The following is a 20419-nucleotide window of genomic DNA, read 5'->3' as shown; positions in this document are numbered from 1 at the left end:
CTTGTAACGTATCCCCTGGCGAATGGACTTTCAAGAAACCAAATTCAATTACAAAATTATCCTGGCAGCTATGGTGGCGGTAATCATTGGCATATTGATTGCCTTTTATTACAGCTATGCTCAATCTCAGAACCAGATTTCTTATCTGGAAGACGAGAAAACCTTATTGGTCAGAGATCTCACTCTTATGAAAACAGAGGTAGATCGGCTATCCGCTCTTAACGAAGTCAACGAAATTGAATTACAGGATTCCAGAGATCGTGTTCAGATGTTACTTGATTCGGTTGGACGTCTCAATTTCACCATCGGGAAACTAAGCGAATTTAAAAGTGAACTCCGCAAATTAGAAGCACAATACGACAGTATTAAATTAAAGAACAATCTCTTGCGCTACAACAACAGATTGCTTGCTGATAAGTTTGACGAATCACAGGAAATGCTCGAGGAGTTGAGGGGAAGAAGTAGTTCTCTAGCCGAGGCGGAAGCGCTGTTGAGAAGAAAAAATCGCGAACTGAGTAGGGAACTCAAGATGAAGAACTATCTCAACCTGAGCAATGCTGAGGGTAGCGGTTTTAGAATGCGCAGTGGAAGACCCATTAAAACCAACAAGGCTTCAACTATAGAAAAACTAAGAGGCTGTATTACCGTCCAGTCAGACCCCAATACAATTGAACCCAAAGAAAAAGTACTTTACTTTCAGTTTCTGGGTCCAAATATGGGGATCATAGAAGACAACGCAAACATCATTTCCGTAAATGGCAACATTTACAGCAAGAGGGTTACTCTCATCTTCAGGGGTGAGGAAATGAGTGTATGTGATTTTATTACGGTGCCCGAAGGATCGCTTCTTGACGGCACTTATACGCTTAATGTGTTTGAGGACGAAAAATTACTGGCCACAACAGAATTTCAGTTAAAATAATCTATCCTATCTTTTCCTAAAGTTCTATTTTTGCCCCATGGCAAATCAAGAAGATATTTTCAAAAAGGTCATTTCTCACGCCAAGGAGTACGGCTATGTTGCGCAGTCCAGTGAAATCTACGATGGCCTTAGTGCAGTATACGATTACCTCCAGAACGGAGCAGAGTTAAAAAAGAACATCAGAGAATACTGGTGGCAGGCCATGGTGCAACTCAATGAGAATATCGTTGGAATCGATTCAGCCATCTTTATGCACCCTACTACCTGGAAAGCTTCAGGGCATATTGATGCTTTTAATGACCCTTTGATCGATAATAAAGATTCAAAAAAGAGATATCGCGCCGACGTTCTTATTGAAGACTATGTGGCCAAAATTGAGGCTAAAATAGACAAGGAGATCACCAAGGCAGCCAAGCGATTTGGAGATTCCTTTGACGAGGCTCAATACCGTGCTACCAACCCCAGGGTAAAAGACTATCAGCAAAAATCAGAAACCATCCTGAAAAGGATGGCCAGCTCTCTGGAAAAGGAAGACCTGGCAGATGTAAAAAATCTGATAGAGGAACTAGAGATTGCCTGCCCACTTTCGGGTTCCAGGAACTGGACTGATGTAAAACAGTTTAACCTGATGTTTGGCACAAAACTGGGCGCATCAGCTGATTCTGCCATGGATTTATATCTGCGCCCGGAAACGGCCCAGGGAATCTTCGTAAATTTTCTGAATGTTCAAAAATCGGGACGCCTTAAAATTCCTTTCGGGATTGCACAAATAGGTAAGGCCTTCAGGAACGAGATTGTCGCCAGACAATTTATTTTCAGGATGAGGGAATTTGAACAGATGGAAATGCAGTTCTTTATAAGGCCGGGTACTCAAAAAGAATGGTATGAGACCTGGAAAGAAGCCAGGATGAAATGGCATCTGTCGCTGGGGATGGGAGAGGAGAATTACAGATTCCACGATCACGAAAAATTAGCCCATTACGCCGATGCTGCCGCCGATATCGAGTTTAAATTTCCATTCGGATTTAAGGAATTAGAGGGGATTCATTCCCGAACCGATTTTGATTTGGGCAGCCACGAGAAATATTCGGGTAAAAAGCTTCAGTATTTTGATCCCGAATTAGAAGAGAGCTATGTGCCCTATGTTGTTGAAACCTCTATAGGCTTAGACCGTATGTTCCTGGCCGTCCTATCCAATTCTCTTGTTGAAGAAGAACTGGAAAACGGATCTTCGCGAACGGTGCTGAAAATTCCCGCAGTGCTTGCTCCTACCAAGGCCGCGGTACTTCCTCTTGTAAAAAAGGACGGTCTACCGGAGATCGCCCATAAGATTATTGCAGACCTACGTCTCGATTTCAATGTGATTTACGATGAGAAGGATGCCGTAGGGCGCAGGTACAGAAGGCAAGATGCAGCAGGCACTCCCTTCTGTATCACTGTTGATCATCAAACCCTGGAAGACAATTCGGTTACAATACGCCACCGGGATACCATGGAGCAAAAGAGAATTGCTATTAAAGACATCCCTGCTGTTATGGAGAAAGAAGTTGCAATGAAATACTGGCTACAAAAGCTGGCAGAGAGTTAAAGCGTATACCTAATTCTGAAACTGGTATAATAATTTCTGTTGTTACCGGGGTAATAGTACCGCGGTTCAGCACCTCCGAAAGCCCGGGTATTAATTAGTACAGATTGTGCGTATCGAACATTAAAGAGGTTATTGATTCCAAATGCTATCCCAAGGCTGAAAGCCGAACTTAGTTTTTGTTCATACCGCCATTTTGTGGTAAAGACATGGAATGGGTCACTGGAAAGACTGTTGGCATCCGTTAGAGGAATGCTGCCAACGTATTGATGTGTGGTATTCCAAAAGAAATGATCTTTAAACTGAAACTGTAATCCACTGTTTATTCTGTGTTTTGGCACTCCGGTTAACGGATTGCCTGAAAAGTCCTCGTCCCCGTCAACAAACTGCACAAACCTGTGCTGATTGTAAGTATAGTTTAAAAAGGGTGTAATCCTGATGCCTGAAGTGAGATCCCATCGGTAATTAATAGCGGCCTCAAGCCCCTGATGTCTTGTTTTTCCGGCATTCCTACCCACGAATCGGTCATCACCTACTCGCTCGGCCACCAAGAGATTCTCAACATCCATTTGATAAATCGTAGCAAGCAGGTGTAGCTTATTATTGAATAAGAAAAGTTGGGACCCCAACTCGTAATTAGTGCCGGTTTCCTGGGCAATATCAGGATTGATTACCCCGTCAGGAGTTAAGGTCTCTTCTACTGTCGGATTGGAAAACCCCCTGCTGACATTGGCATAAACGGATTGGTAATTCGTGAATCGATAAGAAATATTGACACTGGGGAGGACAATGGTTTTAAAATTTCTTTCTGCACTCTGGTTGGCCTCTCCAGTATTGAACAGGTCACGAAAATCATATTGGGTGCTGTTTATGTTAAGGCCGAGCTGTAAACTTACTTTCTCTGCAACGGCCACAGATAGTGTTCCGAAGGAATTTAGCTGTGTTCGAAATTCTCTATTATCTGCAAACTGATCTCCTTGCAGGCTTCCCTCCCCATTATTGTCTGCGTAGAGATTTTCGTATTCATCCCAACTGTATTCGTCCTTGTAGAGTTCAGTTCCAAAAGAATAATCGGTCTTTATTCCAAATATCGCTGCTTCACCGATGAAGCGCGTTCGTAAACCAAATCCATTGGTATACTCATCCAGGATACCAAAAGGCCTGGCCTCATAATGATCCAGATAGGTATAGAAGATGCTGGTAGAATTTTTAAACTCAGGAGAAAATGTATGCTCATAACTGGCACCGATCAAGGTGTATTTATTGGCTTCAAATCCTTTTGATGCTGCCCATGTAAATGCTGCCTGAGTCGGATCTTCATTAAAGGCTGTAATTCCTAGTGAACTCGGAATCTGAGCTGTGTAATCTATGTAGTTAACCAACAGGTTGATCCTATTATTCGGATTTATCTGAAAAGTGGTGTTCAGCAATAATCCATCCCTTTGGAAATCATTATTTTCCCGATAGCCGTCTGTATTTAAACGGTCGTAGTTGAGCGCAAGTGTCATTCCCTGATCTGCATGTCTGAACGACAGATTATTCTTGAAGAGCCCATAAGAACCAAAAGTAGAATTGTTTGATAGGCTACTACTATTTCCAAGTGCTTCTCTGGTACTAAGTAAGATGGCACCACCGAGATTAGTACCGAAAGCAGTGGCTTTTGGTCCTTTGACTACTTCAACCTGACTTAAATTTTCCAGATCATAAGCTTCAATGGTAGAAAATCCGCTTCCGTTGGTGACAGGGATCTCATTGTAATACAAACGAAGCTTATCGGTGCCAAACAAGGTACGGGCTCCAATCCCTCTTATGGTAATTCTATTGGTATTTAAGGCTCCGGACAAGGCATAAACCCCAGGGATCTGGTTAATGGCCGATATAGCATCTATCGGGCTGAAATTATCGAAGACCTTATCGCCAATGATTTGTGAGGGTACAATTCCTGTTGTTTGTTTTTCCCGTAGCTCCTCTAACAGCAGTACTTCCTTTAGGACGGTTACACTATCCGGTTTGGAAGTTTGCTGGCTGAATAAAGCGAGGCTACTCATTAGAAATAAACAGATGCCAGCGTAAAATTTCATCAATCGATTTTAAGGCATCAAAAGTAATCATTAATACCTAAAGCCAAGGGAAGTTCTGCCACTGCCGGCTCCTTCAGGCGAGACTTCCGGAAAGGACAGATCTGCCATAGTATACTGCATATTATTCATCCGATATATTTGAACCATGGAGGGCTAACTAAGGAGAATAGCCTTCAGGACCAGTATTAAAAATTAAGATGCACTCCTCATTGCAAACTAATCGGGAATCAACTTTTTACTAAACCCAACAATTCTTACTTTCGAAAAAATTCTAAAATGAAGATCGTATCCTACAATGTAAATGGTATTCGTGCCGCCCTGGGCAAAGGATTTTTGGAATGGTTACAAAGCGTTGATCCCGACGTGGTTTGCCTGCAGGAGATTAAGGCGATGAAGGAACAACTAGAACTCAGTCTTTTCGAAAATGCCGGATACCCATATCATTATTGGTACAGTGCAGAAAAGAAAGGGTACAGCGGGGTAGCCATACTTTCAAAATACAAACCTGAACACGTCGAATTCGGTACAGGAATAGACTATATGGATAAGGAAGGAAGGAATATCAGGGCAGATATCAACGGGGTTTCTGTAATGAGCCTTTATGTACCCTCCGGCACCAATATTGAACGTCTCGATCACAAGCTACAGTACATGGCCGACTTTCAGGACTATGTGGATGGACTTAAAAAAACGCATCCTAACCTTATAATCCTTGGAGATTACAATATCTGCCACCAGGCAATCGATATCCACGATCCGGTTAGGAACAAGAATGTATCCGGTTTTCTGCCTGTTGAGCGGGAATGGATCGGCAATTTTATGGATAGCGGATTTATTGACAGTTTCCGCTACTTTAATAAAGAACCACATCAGTATACCTGGTGGAGTTACCGTGCGAATGCCCGAAATAACAACAAAGGTTGGCGCCTGGACTACGGCATGGTTAGCAAGACCTTAGAAGAAAGACTAAACCGATCTGTAATACTATCACGGGCCAAACACAGTGATCATTGCCCGATTATGGTAGAATTAAACACAGCTTAAAACTAGATTTACAAAGGGTTGCATACCTTTGCTGCCGAATTATAACGAAAATTATCATGATTTATACCACCCTGCCACATACCTCCCTTGAAGTAAGTAAGATCTGTTTGGGAACGATGACCTGGGGAAAGCAGAATACGGAAGCCGAAGGGCATTCGCAGATGGATTATGCTGTGGAACAGGGGATCAACTTTTTTGACACAGCTGAACTTTATCCTATTCCAGCCCATCCCGATCGCTATGCCCTAACCGAAAAGATTATAGGGAACTGGTTTAAAAAATCAGGAAAGAGAGATAAGATCGTATTGGCATCCAAGATCGCAGGCAAGGCTGCATTTACAAAGTTTATAAGAACATCAGGCTTTAAAAAGGACGCGTTGATTGAAGCTGTCAACGGGAGTCTGGAAAGATTGCAAACTGAACACATCGACTTGTATCAATTGCATTGGCCTGAAAGATCAACCAACTATTTTGGGCAAAGGGGGTACAAGCATGACATTTCTGATTTCTGGGAGGATAATATTCATCAGGTCCTTGAAACCTTGAGGGACCTGATTAAAGAAGGAAAGATAGGTCATGTGGGCTTATCCAACGAAACCCCATGGGGGACGATGCGCTTTTTAGAAGAGAGCAAAGTCCATAAAAGCCTGCCCCGAATGGTAAGCATACAAAATCCGTACAGCTTGCTGAACAGAACTTTTGAAGTTGGACTTTCTGAAATTGCCATCAGAGAAAAAATTGGCTTGCTAGCCTATTCTCCCTTAGGTTTTGGCGTGCTCAGCGGAAAATATCTGGGAGGGAAAAAGCCGGAAAATGCAAGGATTACGTTATTCCCTGCTTATGGTAGATACAGTAATGAAATTGCCCTTAAGGCCACCCAGAAATATCAGGATCTGGCAAATGAAAATGGGATGTCACTTACTCAGATGTCTCTTGCCTTTGTGAATAGCAGGCCCTTTTTAACCAGCACGATCATCGGTGCCACATCTATGGAGCAACTGAAGGAAAATTTAGGGAGTATAGACCTCAACCTGAGCGAGGAAGTGCTCAAAGGAATTGAAGCCATACACGAAGATCATCCCGATCCTGCACCCTGATCAAAAGTTATTCTGATCAACATCCTCTATAAACCGGATCACGCCCTCAAAGTAGTTTTTCTGATCGTCGTACTGCGAAAGGTGGCTCCCATTGGGGCAATATAAGTAACGGCCATTTTGCACTTCTTCTGACATCCATTTCATATGTTCGGGATCCATAGTATCGTATTGAGCCCCTATGACCAGGGTAGGCACCGCAATGTTTTTTAATTGATCCCTTACATCCCAATCTTTTAGGGTGGCATCGCCGGTTATTCCAAACTCACTATACCCCTGCATGTGGACATAAACCTGATTATTGGCGTGTTTAAAGGTGCGCATAATTGCTTCAGGCCAATCTTCAGGGGGCATTCTCAGGACGTGTTCAGTGTAGTAGTGTTCAAATAATAGTTCGCTGTATCTAGGATTTTCAAAGTCCTCAGCGTCTTCCAGAGCTTTGATCTCCTTGTATATTTCCGGATTCATCTGAGGGCCCAGTACATTCTGTGCATAGGCGTTGTATTCAGGAACACTACTCATCATGTTGGATATAATCAATCCCCTGAGATTATCCTGGTATTTAAATGCGTATTCCATAGCGAGTATTCCTCCCCAGGATTGACCCAGGAGATAGAAGTTGGAAGCATCCAGTCCCAGGGCCTGCCTTACCTGCTCCACTTCCTCAACAAAACGTTCAGTGGTCCAGAGGTCGAGATCGTCGGGCTGTTCACTGTAATAGGAACCCAATTGATCGTAATAAATGTATTCTATTTCCTCTTGTGGGAAATAGCCGTCAAAGCACTCGTATAATTCGTGGGTCATCCCAGGGCCACCGTGAAGTAACAATACTTTTTTGGTGGGATTATTCCCAATGCGTTTGGTCCAGACATTAAAAGTACCTTTTTTGGTAGTGATGGGAATCATTTTAATTCCCCCTGTGAACTGGTCGTCCCTATTTTCAAAACTGAGATATTGTTCAGCGCTCGTTGATTCCTGCCCGTCTGATTTCTGAGGATTAGTCTGGCAAGAGATAAAAAGAAGAACAGCTGGAAATAGCCAGGAATAGAATTTCATGATCTTAGTGTTTGGTGAAAAATAAAGTTAATAATTATTCGATTACTTCAATCAAACAATTCACGGATTACATCTTCGATCTTTGATACCTTACTGATCAGGATACTGTGGTTTTTTAAGGCAATTTTATTGTTCTTGGAGACAAAAATCCGCGTAAAGCCGAGTTTTTCTGCTTCGAGGATACGTTGATCTATCCTGCGAACCGGCCTGACTTCACCTGCGAGTCCTATTTCTGCCGCAAAGCAAACCCCTTTCTCCAGGGGAATGTCTGCATTGCTCGAAAGGACTGCAGCAACTACCCCTAAATCTATGGCCGGATCGTCAACGGTAATTCCACCTGTGATATTGAGAAAAACATCTTTGGCCCCCAGTTTAAATCCCGCTCTTTTTTCAAGGACGGCCAGGAGCATATTTAACCTCTTAGCATTAAATCCTGTAGCCGTTCGTTGTGGAGTTCCGTATACTGCTGAGCTCACAAGGGCCTGGATTTCAATCAGGAGGGGACGCATACCTTCTAGAGTAGCGACGATAGCCGTTCCGCTTAGAGCTTCATCGTATTTGGAGATCAAAATTTCCGAAGGATTACTAACTTCCCTGAGACCGTCGCCCTGCATTTCATATATTCCCAGTTCTGCCGTAGATCCAAAACGGTTTTTCAGGGCCCTGAGAATCCTGTACATGTAATTTCGATCGCCTTCAAACTGAAGAACGGTATCTACCATATGTTCCAGAATCTTTGGTCCGGCAATGGTGCCATCTTTGGTAATATGCCCTACTAAGATCACGGGGGTATTAGTTTCCTTCGCAAACTTGATAAGTTCTGCTGTAGATTCCCTGATCTGGGATATACTACCCGCTGAAGATTCGATATAATCCGAATGCAGGGTTTGTATAGAATCGATTACCACGATATCAGGATTAATCTCTGAGATCTGCTTGAAGATTTGTTGAGTCTTAGTTTCCGTAAGGACGAAACAGTTAGCACTATTTGGCTGAATTCTCTCAGCTCTCATCTTAATCTGCTTCATGCTTTCCTCCCCGGAAACGTATAACGTTTTGTAAGGTAATCGCAAAGCGATTTGTAGCAGCAAAGTACTTTTACCTATACCAGGTTCTCCTCCAAGGAGTACCAGGGAACCGGGTACTAGTCCACCCCCAAGCACCCTGTTGAATTCATGGTCAAGGATATCATACCTGATTTCCTTATCTGTGTCAATATCTGAAATATTGACAGGAGAGGCTCTTTTTGGAGTGCCATTCATTGTTGCTTTCCAGCTCGACTTCTCCTCCTTCTGTACTACTTCTTCAACGATGGTATTCCATTCTTTACAAGCCGTGCATTGCCCCACCCATTTGGGGTATTGAGTGCCACAATTCTGGCAGAAAAAAGCGGTTTTGGTCTTTGCCATGATTACCGCTAAAGATATTGTGGTATTCATTAATAACAAAAGAAACACCCGGCTAAAAAACCGGGTGTTCGTATTTTGGAAAAGCTATGACTGGCTAGTAGCCGAAGTCGGCCTTAATCGCATCTATTTTTTCAAGGGCGAGTTCTTTGGTGAGGAAATCTATTTCCTCCATCCCAAATGCTTTTTCAAAAGTTCGCAGGGCTTTCTTCGCCTCTCCTAATTGCTCGTAATATTCTGCTTCGAAGAAGAATCCCAGCATGGTGTTGGGGTATTCTTTCTTACACAATTCTGAAAGAGGTTTTAAAGATTCAAAATCATCTTTCTTCCGGGTGGCTGCGTAAATGGCCATGATGTCGTTAACACTAACTCTTTTCTGGAAGCCGAATAATTCTTCGATGGTTGAGTACTTATTTTCAAGATAGGCAAATGCCGGTTCTTCTGAGGTCAGGATTTCTTCCCTGTATTGTTTGGGAGAAATGGGTTTAAAAACTTCAAACATTTTTCCCCATGCCTTCCCTAAGCCGTAAGTTACCACAGAAACCTCATTGGATTCTGGATAGGAATCATAGGAATAGTGAATGGTAGGCTTTTCAAGTTTCTTGAGATTTTGGTCTAACATTTTAATCTCATCAGCCGAGGCGGGTTTACCGCCCCCTGCGATGAGGTGGTAAAATATTTGTTGATCTATCGCCATAAGTCGCTCAGGTACCCTGCTTTCCATTTCAGGTGCAAGTCGAGGCGCTATACTGATAAAGGCATTAAAAAAAGACCGATCCTTAAAAAGGAAGTAATTCCCAAAATTAGCTGTGATATCATAGCCAATAAACATTCTGAAAGGAGCAGTACTGTAGGTGAGATCGAGGTAGGGAACCAATTCCATCCCAATAAATTCATAGAATTTCTTTCCTTTATCGGTGGGCAATCCGGATATTTCTTCAAAAGCGCAGTCTTCCCATCGGAGGTCGTTTTCACTCTGATCAACACCGACGATAATTACTTCTGGCATCCCTTCAAATCTACTGTAGAATTTAGCGTTGGCGACTACCTGGTCAAAGAGGTATTCTGCGTCGAGTACTACCACCAGGGGATACTTTTTTTCAGGGGTGTAATCCTCCGGAAAATAGTAAGAGACGTTACGCCTTTCCTGTAATTTAAAGGACTCAAAAATTTCGTGTGTTGCCTGCGCAAAAGTGCTCTGGGTAATCAATAGGACAAGGGCCATTGTGATGACATTCCTCATTGGGCTGGATTTTGGGTTATCTGAAACCTATCGGTTTCTGTTCAATAACGGTAAGAGTAGAAAGGATATTGCCCCGAAAACCACAACCATGAGGGTTTGGGCGATCCACATAATCCAGCCAAAGGCATCTCCCGATACTGCACTTACACCGTAGATGGAAAGTGCTTTACTTACCGCTATGGGATAAAGACCGATTCCCCCATTAGTAGTAGACATGGCAAAGGCACCTGCGATAAAGGCTACGAGAAACTCAGACATGCCCAGGGAAATCGTTTCTACTACGGTAAATTTAATAACCCAGAACATGGCAATATAGGCTCCCCAGATAAAGAAGGTGTGGAAGATAAAGAGCCATTTGTTTTTCATTTTAAAAATGCTCATCACCCCATCGAGCAGGCCTTTTACTAGGTCCTTTAGTTTGATTGCGAGCCTGGAACTTGACCTTCTCAGGAAAGCCAGGAAGACAAAAAGGAAAAGAATACCTCCGGCCACCAGGATCAGCGTTGCGGTAAGACCTATGCCGTTCGCTTTAAGATAAGATAAGATGATGTTGGTTTGAGAAAGAAGGGCGATAAATATAATAAGCAGCAACATCAAAAGGTCTACTACCCTTTCAGTTACGATGGTTCCGAAGCCCTTTTGGAAAGGTACCTTTTCATAAGTGGCAAGCGCTGTTGCCCTCAGCACTTCGCCTGATCTGGGTATTCCCAGATTTGCAAAATAGGCGATCAGGATAAAAAAGATATTATTCCAAATTTTGGGCCTGTACCCTAGGGGTTCCAGTAAGTAATTCCACCTGATGGCCCTGGAAATATGACTTGCGATTCCGATCAGAACAGAGAGTCCCACCCAGAACATATCGGCTTCCCGGATGTATCTGAAAATTTCCTTCCTGTCTTCGGGAGAGGTGTTGTAATAGGAATACCAAACCAAAAAAACTCCCAGGAGAACGGGGACTACAATTTTCAGGAGTCTTTTTAAGCGGGAGCTCAAAGGTTAGGTTAAAAGATTGTTCTCTTCGTTTGGAAAAATCATGGCCGGCTCAAAAGTCTTAGCCTCTTCAATTTCCATCCAGGCATAGGTAATCAGGATAAGAATGTCACCAACCGCAACTTTTCGTGCTGCAGCTCCATTCAGGGTTAATTCGCCGGTATTTCTGGGTCCGGGAATAGCATATGTTTCAAGGCGTTCACCATTGTTGTTGTTGACAATCTGAACTTTTTCTCCTTTTATGATATTGGCTGCATCCATCAGATCCTCATCAATGGTAATACTACCAATATAATTCAGGTCTGCCCCGGTAACTTTAACCCGGTGTATTTTGGATTTTACTACTTCAATTTTCATGGCGCAAAAGTAATCAATTCAGGGCGATATTGTCTATGAGGCGAATCCCCTCAACATAAACGGCAATAAAGCCTCTGTATTTTCTGTTTTTTTGTTTGTTAATTATCGGTGTCAGCGTTTGCACATCGGCGATCTGAAAATATTCGAGTTTCATCTCTTCTTCCTCGGCGAAAACTCCGGACACATATTCGTGTAAAGTAGTCGCATTTTCCGTGCCAAACATACGCCTCACTTCTTTTAGAGTGTGGTAGATCAGTTTGGCTTTGTCTCTCATCGGACCTGAAAGCCGGCGGTTTCTGGAACTCATCGCTAATCCATTGGGCTCGCGGACGATTGGGCACCCTATTACTTTTACCTCAAAGGGCAGACTTTCTGACAGTCGGTTTACTATCTGTAGCTGTTGAAAGTCCTTTTCTCCGAAATAAGCCCTGTCGGGTCGGATCAATTCGAACAGCATTTCTACTATGGTGGCCACGCCGTTAAAATGCCCTTCCCGGTATTCTCCCTCCATTACCTTATCCAGGCCGTCAAATGCATAATCATTTGAGGAAATGTTTCCGTCGTAGAGTTCTTCCACTGAGGGGGCAAATACCGTGATGCTTTCCCCTAATGTTTTTAATAAGGCCAGATCATCATCCAGGGTTTTCGGATACTTTTTAAGGTCTTCGGCATTGTTGAATTGGGTAGGATTGACGAAAATGGTAACTACAACCTCTTTATTATCCGCCAGGGCCTTTTTTACGAGACTTAAATGGCCGCTGTGCAAAGCACCCATTGTAGGAACTAAACCCAGGGTTCCGGATTTAACTTTTGGAGATTGTAAATAGGAAAGGAGCTCTTTTTTATCAGAAATCAACTTCATACCAAAATTTAAAAAGCGAGCAAACTTACTATAATTACTGCTAATCTGCATAATTTTTGTAATTTTGCGGCTACGTTTCTGCGATAAATAAAAGACGACCTGTATGAATGGTAAAAAGATATTGTTTGTATCTTCAGAATTAGTGCCCTACTTACCAGAGAATGAAGTTTCCTTAATGTCTTACGAGACACCTAGAATGGTGAACAGCAAAGGCGGTCAGATCCGGATCTTTATGCCGCGATATGGCAATATCAACGAACGGCGACACCAGTTACACGAGGTGATCAGGCTGTCCGGAATGAATCTGGTGATCAACGATATGGATATGCCCCTGATCATCAAGGTTGCTTCTATCCCTAAAGAGCGAATTCAGGTTTATTTCATTGACAATGAAGAATACTTTAAGCGCAAAGCGACATTTACTGATGAGAATGGTGATATGTTTGCCGATAACGACGAACGAGCGATCTTTTTTGCCAAAGGAGTGGTAGAAACAGTTAAAAAACTCAACTGGAATCCTGATATTATCCATATACACGGTTGGATGTCTTCCTTACTTCCATTGTACCTCAGAAAATATTATGCCGACGAACCCCTTTTTGCGGATAGCAAAATTGTGCTCTCCGTTTACGGAAAGAGTTTTGAGGGCTCGCTCGATAAAGACCTTATTAAAAAAGTAACTTTTGACGGTATCCCGGATGATGCCGTTTCCCTCCTTCAGGACCCTACCTATAATAATTTGTTAAAAATAGGGGTGAATTATTCTGATGCTGTAATTTTAGCAGCTGAAGGCATACCTGATGATATGCTTTCGCATATCAAAAACTCTCAAAAACCCGTGTTACCATTTGTTCCTCTTCAGGAATTTGAAGAGGCCTATGCTAATTTTTATGACACTGAAGTTTTAAAATAAGCCCCATGCGATTCTTTTTACGAGGTACAGTTCCTGCCCTTTTAGGAACACTCCTGCTTATTGCGGTCTCTTCATGTGAAGAAGAGGTCACCACTATTGGAAACGGGGTGATTGACCAAAATCCCTTCGTTTCTGACGTTGCTTTATACGACGTCTTTGCCTACAATAGGAATGTAGAAGCAGTTCAGACAAATAAGTTACCTATTTATCAGATAGGTGTTTTTAATGATCCTCTTTACGGCCAAACCACCGCAAGTATTACAACACAGGTTTCTTTACAAGGAGGAATAGGGAATCCAACTTTCGGTAATTACGCTCAGAGCACAGAAGATATTTCTGATTCCGATGATATCGATGCAACTATTGAAGAGAACGAAAGGATTTCAGAGGTTATATTGTACATTCCTTATCTCAGGAACAACAATGCAGATACCGATCTCGACGGAGTCATCAATGAGTTTGATGTAGATCCTGAAGATCCGGACAGTGATAGCGATGGAGATGGATTATCTGATAACCAGGAACGCGTCTCGGGATCAGATCCCCTGAATACAGATACAGACGGAGATGGTATCCCTGATGACGAGGATACAAGCACCCTGCCCAACAGATTTCCGGTTAAAAGAGATCTGGATAGTATTTACGGTAATCGCGACCTGCCCTTTAATTTTAAAGTAGAAAGGTCTACCTATTTTCTTCGCGATCTGGATCCTAATTCAAATTTCCTGGAGGCACAGGAGTATTATTCTAGTCAGGAATTTGCACCCTCTTTTGTCTCTGATGTCCTATTTGATGGAGAAGTCCTGATCAATAATGAACAAACCCTGGTTTTTGCTGAAGATGATCCGGATACAGAGGATGATGAATCACTGGCGTCACCGCAGGTAATTGAACCCGGAATACGAGTTGCGTTGGATTCGGACTTCTTTCAACAGAATATTCTGGATAAAGAAGGAAAATCTGAGTTGATCAGTAATTCTAACTTCCAGGATTTTTTTAGAGGGCTTCATCTTTCTGTGACCCCTACTACTGAAGACATTATGCTTCTCCTCGATCTTCGTACAGCCAGTATTACAATAACTTATGAATACGACAGGATTGTTGATGGAGAAATGGAGACCACCGAAAGAGATTACACCATTAGCCTGATTACGGGACAAGCCAACTCGCCCATTTCGGGTAATGCGGTAAATACCATACTCACAGAGTCTTATCCCACTGAAATTTCCGATAATCTGGATACCGGGAACAATGCTTCCCGAATATATCTCAAAGGCGGACCGGGAATATTTGCTGAAATAGCTCTTTTTGAGGAAAATAACGGTGAAGCGATTGTCAATGACATCAAATCGAGGAATTGGATCATCAATGAGGCCAATCTGGTATTTTATGTAGACAGGGATGCCCTGAATGCGGTAGGGGGAATTATTGAACCTTTTAGGCTTTATATGTATAATGCTGATACCAATGCTCCGGTCTACAATCCGGCTAATGAAAATAATTCAGCTGACTCGAGATTTGGGATCTATCTAGACTATGATGCGATTTTACAGGAAGAAAACGACCTTGGAATCAAGTATAAAATAAGAATAACCGATCATATTAACGATCTGATTCTCCGCGATTCCACAAACGCTACACTGGGTCTTGCCATTTCTCCTGATATTCGTATTTCAGGGGTCGCAAGTGCCGTTGTTGAAGGCAATATGGATAAAGATATCCCAGTTGGGGCAACCCTGAGCCCTTTGAGCACCGTACTTTTCGGCAGCGAAGCTGATGTCCCGGAGGAAATGAAGCTAAAACTCGAAATCTTCTACACCGAGCCCAATTAATTCATCAGCACATCATACCACTGGCGGATAAAACTCGTTATATAACCTAAAAACAACATTAATTACATTTCTTCTCGTAATTTTACGCTCCGTTAGAAATGCTTAATTTTAAATACTATGTGTGGTATAGTTGGTTATATAGGTCACCGAGAAGCGTATCCCATTATTATGAAAGGTCTTCAAAGGCTTGAATACAGGGGCTACGATAGTGCCGGGATTGCCTTGTTTGATGGGAACCAAATCAACATGTCCAAGACCAAGGGCAAGGTGGTTGACCTCAAGAATAAATCTGAAAAGAATATCGCCATAAATGGCACACTGGGAATGGGCCATACTCGTTGGGCCACTCACGGGGTTCCTAATGATGTTAACTCCCACCCACACTACTCCAATTCAGGAAATCTGGTGATCATTCACAATGGGATCATCGAAAATTACGAGTCTGTAAAAACCGAATTAACTAAAAGGGGTTACGTTTTTGAATCGGATACAGATACTGAAGTTCTCGTAAATCTGATCGAAGAGGTAAAAAAGAAAGAAAATGTAAAACTCGGTAAAGCTGTACAAATTGCATTGAATCAGGTTGTAGGGGCATACGCCATTGCCGTATTTGACAAGTCGAAGCCCGATGAGATCGTAGTTGCTAAATTGGGTAGTCCGTTGGCTATCGGTATTGGTGAGAACGAATTCTTTATAGCCTCAGATGCTTCTCCTTTTATTGAATATACTAACAATGCCGTATACCTGGAAGATGAAGAAATGGCTATTGTACGACCCGGGAAAGAAATAAAATTGCGCAAGATCAAAAATGACGCGGTAGCTTACCCGATGATTCAGGAATTACAACTGAATCTTGAGGAAATTGAAAAAGGCGGGTACGATCATTTTATGTTAAAAGAGATCTATGAGCAACCCAGAGCAATTAAAGACACTTATAGGGGAAGATTACTCGTGGATCAAGGGCTGATCAAAATGTCCGGAATAGATGACAACCTGGAAAGGTTTATGAATGCAAACCGTATTGTTATTGTGGCTTGCGGAACATCCTGGCATGCCGGACTCGTAGCTGAATATATTTTTGAAGACCTGGCACGAATACCTGTTGAGGTAGAATACGCCTCTGAATTCAGATACAGAAACCCTGTGATTACGAACAATGACGTGGTCATTGCTATTTCCCAATCCGGAGAAACGGCAGATACACTCGCTGCTATAAAACTGGCTAAAGAAAATGGCGCCTTTGTTTTTGGCGTCTGTAATGTTGTTGGTTCATCTATCGCCAGAGAGACCCATGCCGGTGCCTATACGCATGCCGGACCTGAAATTGGTGTGGCATCAACAAAGGCTTTTACCACTCAGATCACCATCCTTACCTTGCTGGCTCTTAAACTGGCCAAAGAAAAGGGAGTGATCAATGAAACCAAGTATCACGAAATTTTGGTGGAACTGGAAAACATACCGAAAAAGGTTGAAAAGGCACTTGAAGCTAATCCTTTGGTTGAGATTATTGCCGATGTCTATAAAGATTCAGAAAACTGTCTGTATCTGGGAAGGGGATACAATTTCCCCGTTGCCCTCGAAGGAGCTTTGAAACTAAAAGAGATCAGCTACATCCACGCCGAAGGATATCCTGCCGCAGAGATGAAACACGGTCCCATCGCCCTTATCGATGAGCAAATGCCTGTGATCGTGATTGCCACTAAGAAAGGGCACTATGAAAAAGTTGTAAGCAACATTCAGGAGATAAAGACGAGAAAGGGAAAGATTATCGCCATTGTAACTGAAGGAGATACACAGGTGAGGGAATTGGCCGATCACGTAATTGAAGTGCCCGAAGTATTGGAAGGTCTTAGTCCGCTTGTTACTACCATTCCATTGCAATTACTTTCCTACCATATCGCAGTTATGCGAGGTTGTAACGTAGATCAGCCGCGTAATCTGGCTAAATCGGTTACGGTGGAGTAATCCGAAAATATTTTTTTTATGTAGCAGCTTCCTGATAAATGGAGCTGCTATTTTTTTATATTGTGTTTTACTTCATTCTTTCTCAGCGAAATAAATCTTGAAGTATTGACAATCTTTTACCCTCTACAATTATAAATTAACAATTCTTCCCGCAGCTTTTTTTGATATTAGTATTCCACGGTGTAAAAAAATCGTTAAATTGCTCGCAATAACAAAGACCAAGACGAATGAGAACAGCACTATTATTTTTCCTCCTGTTAGTAGGATATGGAATTAATGCACAAACCACAATCCAGGGAACCGTTAAAGACGATGGCGGTGAACCCATACCGGGAGCCAATATCGTCATCATTGGGACCACAACGGGTGCGGTAGCAGATTTTGACGGTAACTTCAGCCTCTCTACGGATCAGGCACCTCCCTTTGTACTTAGGATTACAAGTATTGGTTATACCGAAGTTACTATTCAGGTTACTTCCAATAACCAGACTCTGAATATCGTACTTCAGGAATCATCAACTCTTTTAGATGAGATTGTAGTTTCTGCCTCCAGAACCCCGGAACGAATTTTTGAATCCCCGGTTTCTGTAGAAAGATTTGGATTAAAAGATATTAAAAATACCACAGCAGAGTCATTTTATGGCGGGCTACAGAATTTAAAAGGAGTTGATATCAACACCAACAGTTTAACCTTTCAATCAATAAACACCAGGGGTTTCGCCACTTTCGCCAACGTCCGTTTTCTCCAATTGGTAGATGGGATGGACAATACAGCACCAGGACTAAACTTTGTATTGGGGAACCTGGTGGGGATGTCTGAATTGGATGTACAGAGTGTTGAGATCTTACCAGGAGCTTCCTCCGCTTTGTATGGGGCAGGCGCCTTTAACGGGATCCTTTTTATGAGAAGTAAGAGTCCGTTCGATTTTCAGGGGATTAGCTCCTATTTTAAAACAGGAATCACTTCACAGGAAGCAGCCGGCGACAATAACTATTATGACTTTGGTATTAGAGCAGCCCATGCCTTTAGCGATAAATTAGCGGTAAAAGCAAATTTCTCCTTTTTAAAAGGAGAGGATTGGCATGCTAACAGTAGATTTGATTTGAACAACCCTGGAGGCGATAGATCTAACCCAACATATGATGGATTAAATGTATATGGCGATGACGCTGTAATTACCCGGAATTTAGATGTTTTGGCGGGACTACCTTCTGGTACACTAGGTTCACATTCTTTTACCAGGACGGGGTACGATGAAAGTGCCGTCGCAAATTATGATGCAGAAAGTTTAAAAACAGATTTTGCTGTACATTATCGCCCATTCGGAGATGATTTGGAATTGATATATAATGGCCGTATTGGTCGGGGGACAACTATCTATCAAGGGGCTAGCAGATATGCGGTTGATGGTTTTACTATGCAGCAACACAAACTTGAACTGAAGAATGACAATTTCTTTATAAGAGGTTACATTGTTTCTGAGAATTCCGGGAATGCCTATGATACTCGTTTTGCATCTATCAATGTCAATAGAAGGTGGAAGTCTGACAATCAATGGGGGGCGGACTATTTAAACACTTACATTGGAGCCAAGTTAGGCGTAGGAACTGGTGTTCCGGCCACTGATGAACAAGCTGAGGCCGCTGCAAGAGCAGCAGCAGATACAGGTCGTTTTATACCGGGAACACCCGAATTTCAACGCGCATTCAATTCGGTTATTGCGGATGGGGATTTAACTACCGGAGCCAAGTTTATAGATCAAACGAAATTTCGCCACATCAACGGTAATTATAATCTTGCTCATTTGATCAATGACTGGGCAGACATACAAGTAGGTGGATCCTGGAGAGAATATGAATTGAATTCCCAGGGAACTATTTTTACTGACATTGATGGTCCGATTAGCTATCAGGAATACGGAGGCTACGTGCAGCTGCAAAAGAAAATCGCTGATGAACGATTAAAGTTAACCCTATCGGGAAGATATGACAAAAACGAATTCTTTGACGGGTTTTTCTCACCCAGAGCCGGGGTTTCGGTTACATTGGGCGAAAATCGAAATCACAATGTAAGGGCTTCGGTTCAGCAAGGTTTTAGAAACCCGACCACACAAGACTTATTTATTGGATTAGATGCTGGTCTTGCAATATTGGTTGGATCCGCGCCTGATAACCTGGACAGAGATATAAGAACTTTTAATTTAAGTCCGCAAGGCCAAACAATAACTGGTCAAACCTCGGCCCAGGTAGTTGGGCGTGCAGCTTACGAAAATTCATTTTCGGTAAGTTCACTGCAAAACGGGGTCATCGAGGCGGCCGATGTTAATTTAGTTCAACCGGAAGAAATCACAACTTTTGAACTGGGTTACCGAGCACAATTAGGCAAGTTTACTGTAGATATGAGCGCGTATTACAACGAGTATTCCAATTTTATTTCGAATACAACGGTATTAGTGCCACTTTACGGTGAAGTGGGGGACAATAGTTTATCTCTGCTAGCTTTGCAAAATGATGATGTTGAGCCGTATCAGACCTATACAAATTCTCCGGAAGAAATCACTTCTTATGGAGGTAATATCGGTGTTAACACGAAAGTCTTAGGCAATTTTGATTTAGGAGTAAACTATACATATACTTTTCTTGAAGACGCGGAAGGATTAAGGGATAGAGGTATAAGGACCAATTTTAATACACCGGAACACAAATTCAAAGCTTCATTTGGAAATACGGAAATTTTGCCAAACTTAGGATTTGGGTTAAATTATCGCTGGAGTGACGCTTTCTTTTGGGAAGCCTCTTTTGCTGATGGTGACGTACCCTCTTTTAATGTTTTAGATGCACAGGTTAACTATTCCGTACCCAGTATAGATTCAATATTTAAGTTGGGTGGATCTAATATTTTAAATCAAGAATACTTTCAAGCGTTTGGCTCTGGCTTTATAGGAGCAATCTATTACGTTTCCTGGACAATTAATCCGTAAGGACCAACTCATAAATTTTTGAAGAAGGCAGCCAATTTGGCTGCCTTTTTTTGTTACTAAAAAAAAATTCTCGAAGTTTCAATTTACG

Annotated in this window: 15 protein-coding genes; 8 read left to right on the top strand and 7 right to left on the bottom strand. The window is 42.3% G+C overall.

The genetic code is table 11. The annotated features are described in order from the left end of the window. Positions 1–22: 22 nt before the first annotated feature. Together EQY75_RS11955 and EQY75_RS11950 are read left to right on the top strand one after the other, a co-directional pair. Positions 23–922, top strand: a complete 900-nt coding sequence (locus EQY75_RS11955) for a hypothetical protein (protein ID WP_129606168.1) — start codon at positions 23–25, stop codon at positions 920–922. A 37-nt stretch (positions 923–959) separates the two neighbouring features. After that, positions 960–2510 carry a glycine--tRNA ligase gene (locus EQY75_RS11950; RefSeq protein ID WP_129606166.1) on the top strand — a complete coding sequence of 517 codons (1551 nt, stop codon included), beginning with the start codon at positions 960–962 and terminating at the stop codon, positions 2508–2510. On the opposite strand, the gene EQY75_RS11945 is transcribed toward EQY75_RS11950, so the two are convergent. Continuing rightward, positions 2507–4588, bottom strand: coding sequence for a TonB-dependent receptor family protein (locus tag EQY75_RS11945; RefSeq protein WP_129606164.1), 2082 nt, complete (start codon positions 4586–4588; stop codon positions 2507–2509). The two genes, EQY75_RS11950 and EQY75_RS11945, sit on opposite strands and share 4 nt — an antisense overlap. A 276-nt stretch (positions 4589–4864) precedes the next feature. Here EQY75_RS11945 and EQY75_RS11940 point away from each other — a divergent pair, with 276 nt between their 5' ends. After that, positions 4865–5632 (top strand): exodeoxyribonuclease III, encoded by a 768-nt coding sequence (locus tag EQY75_RS11940; protein WP_129606162.1) that lies wholly within the window; start codon positions 4865–4867, stop codon positions 5630–5632. Between the two features lie 56 nt (positions 5633–5688). After that, a complete protein-coding gene (locus tag EQY75_RS11935) occupies positions 5689–6729 on the top strand; it encodes an aldo/keto reductase (RefSeq protein ID WP_129606160.1) in 1041 nt (346 codons plus the stop codon). Here the strand turns inward: EQY75_RS11935 and EQY75_RS11930 are convergent, their stop codons facing one another. The 6 genes from EQY75_RS11930 to panC all read right to left on the bottom strand — a co-directional run bounded on the left by EQY75_RS11930 (position 6730) and on the right by panC (position 12640). Then, a complete protein-coding gene (locus EQY75_RS11930; RefSeq protein ID WP_129606158.1) occupies positions 6730–7782 on the bottom strand; it encodes a proline iminopeptidase-family hydrolase in 1053 nt (350 codons plus the stop codon). It abuts the gene before it with no gap. A gap of 47 nt (positions 7783–7829) precedes the next feature. Beyond that, a complete protein-coding gene (gene radA / locus EQY75_RS11925) occupies positions 7830–9191 on the bottom strand; it encodes a DNA repair protein RadA (protein ID WP_129606156.1) in 1362 nt (453 codons plus the stop codon). Positions 9192–9285: 94 nt separating this feature from the next. Next, on the bottom strand, positions 9286–10431 hold the full coding sequence (locus EQY75_RS11920) for an alpha/beta hydrolase (RefSeq protein ID WP_129606154.1): 1146 nt from the start codon (positions 10429–10431) through the stop codon (positions 9286–9288). 27 nt (positions 10432–10458) lie between these two features. Continuing rightward, positions 10459–11424 carry a lysylphosphatidylglycerol synthase transmembrane domain-containing protein gene (locus tag EQY75_RS11915; RefSeq protein WP_129606152.1) on the bottom strand — a complete coding sequence of 322 codons (966 nt, stop codon included), beginning with the start codon at positions 11422–11424 and terminating at the stop codon, positions 10459–10461. 3 nt (positions 11425–11427) lie between these two features. Then, the gene (gene panD, locus EQY75_RS11910; protein ID WP_129606150.1) at positions 11428–11778 is read right to left on the bottom strand and encodes an aspartate 1-decarboxylase; all 351 of its coding nucleotides are present in this window, start codon (positions 11776–11778) and stop codon (positions 11428–11430) included. A 13-nt stretch (positions 11779–11791) separates the two neighbouring features. Continuing rightward, on the bottom strand, positions 11792–12640 hold the full coding sequence (panC, locus tag EQY75_RS11905) for a pantoate--beta-alanine ligase (RefSeq protein WP_129606148.1): 849 nt from the start codon (positions 12638–12640) through the stop codon (positions 11792–11794). Between the two features lie 103 nt (positions 12641–12743). Here panC and EQY75_RS11900 point away from each other — a divergent pair, with 103 nt between their 5' ends. The 4 genes from EQY75_RS11900 (at position 12744) to EQY75_RS11885 (ending at position 20331) form a co-directional block, all read left to right on the top strand. Continuing rightward, positions 12744–13553 (top strand): glycogen/starch synthase, encoded by an 810-nt coding sequence (locus tag EQY75_RS11900; protein WP_129606146.1) that lies wholly within the window; start codon positions 12744–12746, stop codon positions 13551–13553. A gap of 5 nt (positions 13554–13558) precedes the next feature. Beyond that, positions 13559–15385, top strand: a complete 1827-nt coding sequence (locus tag EQY75_RS11895; RefSeq protein ID WP_129606144.1) for a DUF4270 domain-containing protein — start codon at positions 13559–13561, stop codon at positions 15383–15385. A gap of 117 nt (positions 15386–15502) precedes the next feature. Then, positions 15503–17350, top strand: coding sequence for a glutamine--fructose-6-phosphate transaminase (isomerizing) (gene glmS / locus EQY75_RS11890; RefSeq protein ID WP_129606142.1), 1848 nt, complete (start codon positions 15503–15505; stop codon positions 17348–17350). Between the two features lie 227 nt (positions 17351–17577). Then, on the top strand, positions 17578–20331 hold the full coding sequence (locus tag EQY75_RS11885; protein ID WP_129606140.1) for a TonB-dependent receptor: 2754 nt from the start codon (positions 17578–17580) through the stop codon (positions 20329–20331). Positions 20332–20419: the final 88 nt, after the last annotated feature.

This window comes from Muriicola soli (assembly GCF_004139715.1).
GTDB classification, from domain to species: domain Bacteria; phylum Bacteroidota; class Bacteroidia; order Flavobacteriales; family Flavobacteriaceae; genus Muriicola; species Muriicola soli.
The sequence above is the reverse complement of the archived record's forward strand: the minus strand, read 5'-3'. Positions and strand labels throughout refer to the sequence as shown.

What these genes read in the sequence shown, in the direction of transcription:
- EQY75_RS11955 (WP_129606168.1), top strand. Translation starts at nt 23, where the DNA reads ATGGACTTTCAAGAAACCAAATTCAATTACAAAATTATCCTGGCAGCT.
- EQY75_RS11950 (WP_129606166.1), top strand. Translation starts at nt 960, where the DNA reads ATGGCAAATCAAGAAGATATTTTCAAAAAGGTCATTTCTCACGCCAAG.
- EQY75_RS11945 (WP_129606164.1), bottom strand. Translation starts at nt 4,588, where the DNA reads ATGAAATTTTACGCTGGCATCTGTTTATTTCTAATGAGTAGCCTCGCT.
- EQY75_RS11940 (WP_129606162.1), top strand. Translation starts at nt 4,865, where the DNA reads ATGAAGATCGTATCCTACAATGTAAATGGTATTCGTGCCGCCCTGGGC.
- EQY75_RS11935 (WP_129606160.1), top strand. Translation starts at nt 5,689, where the DNA reads ATGATTTATACCACCCTGCCACATACCTCCCTTGAAGTAAGTAAGATC.
- EQY75_RS11930 (WP_129606158.1), bottom strand. Translation starts at nt 7,782, where the DNA reads ATGAAATTCTATTCCTGGCTATTTCCAGCTGTTCTTCTTTTTATCTCT.
- radA (WP_129606156.1), bottom strand. Translation starts at nt 9,191, where the DNA reads ATGGCAAAGACCAAAACCGCTTTTTTCTGCCAGAATTGTGGCACTCAA.
- EQY75_RS11920 (WP_129606154.1), bottom strand. Translation starts at nt 10,431, where the DNA reads ATGAGGAATGTCATCACAATGGCCCTTGTCCTATTGATTACCCAGAGC.
- panD (WP_129606150.1), bottom strand. Translation starts at nt 11,778, where the DNA reads ATGAAAATTGAAGTAGTAAAATCCAAAATACACCGGGTTAAAGTTACC.
- panC (WP_129606148.1), bottom strand. Translation starts at nt 12,640, where the DNA reads ATGAAGTTGATTTCTGATAAAAAAGAGCTCCTTTCCTATTTACAATCT.
- EQY75_RS11900 (WP_129606146.1), top strand. Translation starts at nt 12,744, where the DNA reads ATGAATGGTAAAAAGATATTGTTTGTATCTTCAGAATTAGTGCCCTAC.
- EQY75_RS11895 (WP_129606144.1), top strand. Translation starts at nt 13,559, where the DNA reads ATGCGATTCTTTTTACGAGGTACAGTTCCTGCCCTTTTAGGAACACTC.
- glmS (WP_129606142.1), top strand. Translation starts at nt 15,503, where the DNA reads ATGTGTGGTATAGTTGGTTATATAGGTCACCGAGAAGCGTATCCCATT.
- EQY75_RS11885 (WP_129606140.1), top strand. Translation starts at nt 17,578, where the DNA reads ATGAGAACAGCACTATTATTTTTCCTCCTGTTAGTAGGATATGGAATT.